The organism is Aminobacter sp. P4_H6_2 (assembly GCF_056400805.1).
In genome coordinates this window covers 1-1,833 of record NZ_JBFUKO010000858.1, presented here as the reverse complement: position 1 = coordinate 1,833, position 1,833 = coordinate 1, and the positions used below count along the sequence as shown (strand labels likewise).

General features: G+C 62.4%; 2 protein-coding genes and 1 pseudogene. 2 read left to right on the top strand and 1 reads right to left on the bottom strand.

What is annotated here, in order from left to right; genetic code table 11:
* A partial coding sequence (locus tag AC1DUU_RS31025) for a LacI family DNA-binding transcriptional regulator (protein ID WP_476787145.1) occupies positions 1-400 on the bottom strand: 400 nt, incomplete at its 3' end.
* Positions 401-575: 175 nt separating this feature from the next.
* Between AC1DUU_RS31025 and AC1DUU_RS31020 the strand changes: the two genes are divergently transcribed.
* Together AC1DUU_RS31020 and AC1DUU_RS31015 are read left to right on the top strand one after the other, a co-directional pair.
* Positions 576-1,664, top strand: coding sequence for a fatty acid desaturase family protein (locus tag AC1DUU_RS31020; RefSeq protein WP_476787144.1), 1,089 nt, complete (start codon positions 576-578; stop codon positions 1,662-1,664).
* A 72-nt stretch (positions 1,665-1,736) separates the two neighbouring features.
* Positions 1,737-1,833 (top strand): annotated as a pseudogene (locus tag AC1DUU_RS31015) (Rieske family ferredoxin); the annotation flags it as partial.

Genomic DNA, 1,833 nt, shown 5'->3' with positions numbered 1-1,833 from the left:
GATCCGGACTGACCAATGCGACGGCGTCGCAATTGGCCGCCAGCCGGTGCAACCGTTCGACGATTTCTTCAGGTGCCAGCGACTGCGCGAAATCGATGGCGGCCCCCCCTCGAAAGCGCTCGGCCTGCGCGATCGCCTTTTCCAGCTCGCTTGCGAAGCTGCGGTAGAACACATCCCTGGGGCGCAACAACAGGAAGCCGAGCCGATACTCCGGCAGCTCCTTGCGCATGCGCTGCGCGATCAGCCCGGCGGCGTGATAGCCGATGCCGGTCGCCGCCTCATAGACGCGCCGCGCCGTTTCCTCGCGCACGGGCAGGCGGCCGTTGAGCACACGGTCGACCGTCGCGACGCTGACACCCGAAACCCGGGCGAGATCAGAAATGGTGGGCCGCTTGCTCATGGGTGCTTTCCCGCTCGTAGACGCGCTTGTCAGGCAACCATAACCCATTCTGATAGAAAATGATAGAAACTATCATCCTCCGATTGAGAGAATTGCATGAGTGGATTATGTTTCTCCCCGTAAACGACCTCCGGCTGACATCGCCGAGCCGTTTCCGAGTTTCAGGGAGAGAGCCATGACCGTGACGCCTTCGGCGCGCGACTACAGCCTCGTCGGCCAGGACTCCAGGCGTGCCGTGGAAAGCGGCCTCGCCGCCGCCGAGTGGTACCACACCGACATTCCCCGCAAGCAAATGAAGGAGCTGATGCAGCGCTCCGACGGACCGGCCATCCGCGACACGGCGATGTGGCTCGGCCTGCTCATTGCCTTCGGCGCTGCCGGGGCCGCCCTTTGGGGCAGCTGGTGGTGCGTTCCCTTCTTCCTTTGCTACGGCGTGCTCTACGGCTCGGCCACCGACTCGCGCTGGCATGAATGCGGCCACGGCACCGCCTTCAAGACGCAGTGGATGAACGACGTGGTCTATCAGATCGCCTGCTTCATGATCATGCGCAATCCGGTGACCTGGCGCTGGAGTCACACCCGTCATCACACCGACACTGTCATCGTCGGCCGCGATCCCGAGATCGCCGTGATGCGCCCGCCGGACCTTTTGCGCGTCGTGCTCAACTTCTTCGGCATCATCGACGTCTGGCACGCGCTGGTCGACATGATCCGCAACGCGGCGGGCGTGCTGAGCCCTGCTGAAAAGACTTTCATTCCCGAGCAGGAACAGCACAAGGCAATCCGCATCGCCCGCATCTGGGTGGCGATCTATGTCGCGACAATCGCTCTGGCGGTCTATTCCGGCTCGTGGCTGCCGCTGATGCTGATTGGCCTGCCGCGTCTGTACGGCGCCTGGCACCATCTGCTCACCGGCCTGCTGCAGCATGGYGGCCTCGCCGACAATGTCATCGACCACAGGCTCAACAGCCGCACAGTGCTGATGAACCCGGTCAGCCGCTTCATCTACTGGAACATGAACTATCACGTCGAACACCATATGTTCCCCATGGTGCCCTACCATGCGCTGCCCAAGCTGCATGAGATGATCAAGCACGACCTGCCGGCACCATGTCAGTCGATCATGGCCGGCTACCGCGAAATGGTGCCTGCCTTCCTGCGCCAGCTCCGCAACGAGGACTATTTCGTCAAGCGTGAGCTGCCGCCGACGGCCCGGCCCTATCGCGACGACTTCGATCAGGCAACGGCCGTAACGGCGGAATGATGCTTCCCAATGCAACGTGAGGGCGGCGGTTTTGCCGTTGCCCCGACCAAAAAATTCTCAGGGAGAGAGACGATGAGCGACTGGGTAGAGGCCTGCGCGGCCGACGACATCGACGAGGAAGACGTCATGCGCTTCGACCATGACGGACGCACCTTTGCCATCTACCGCA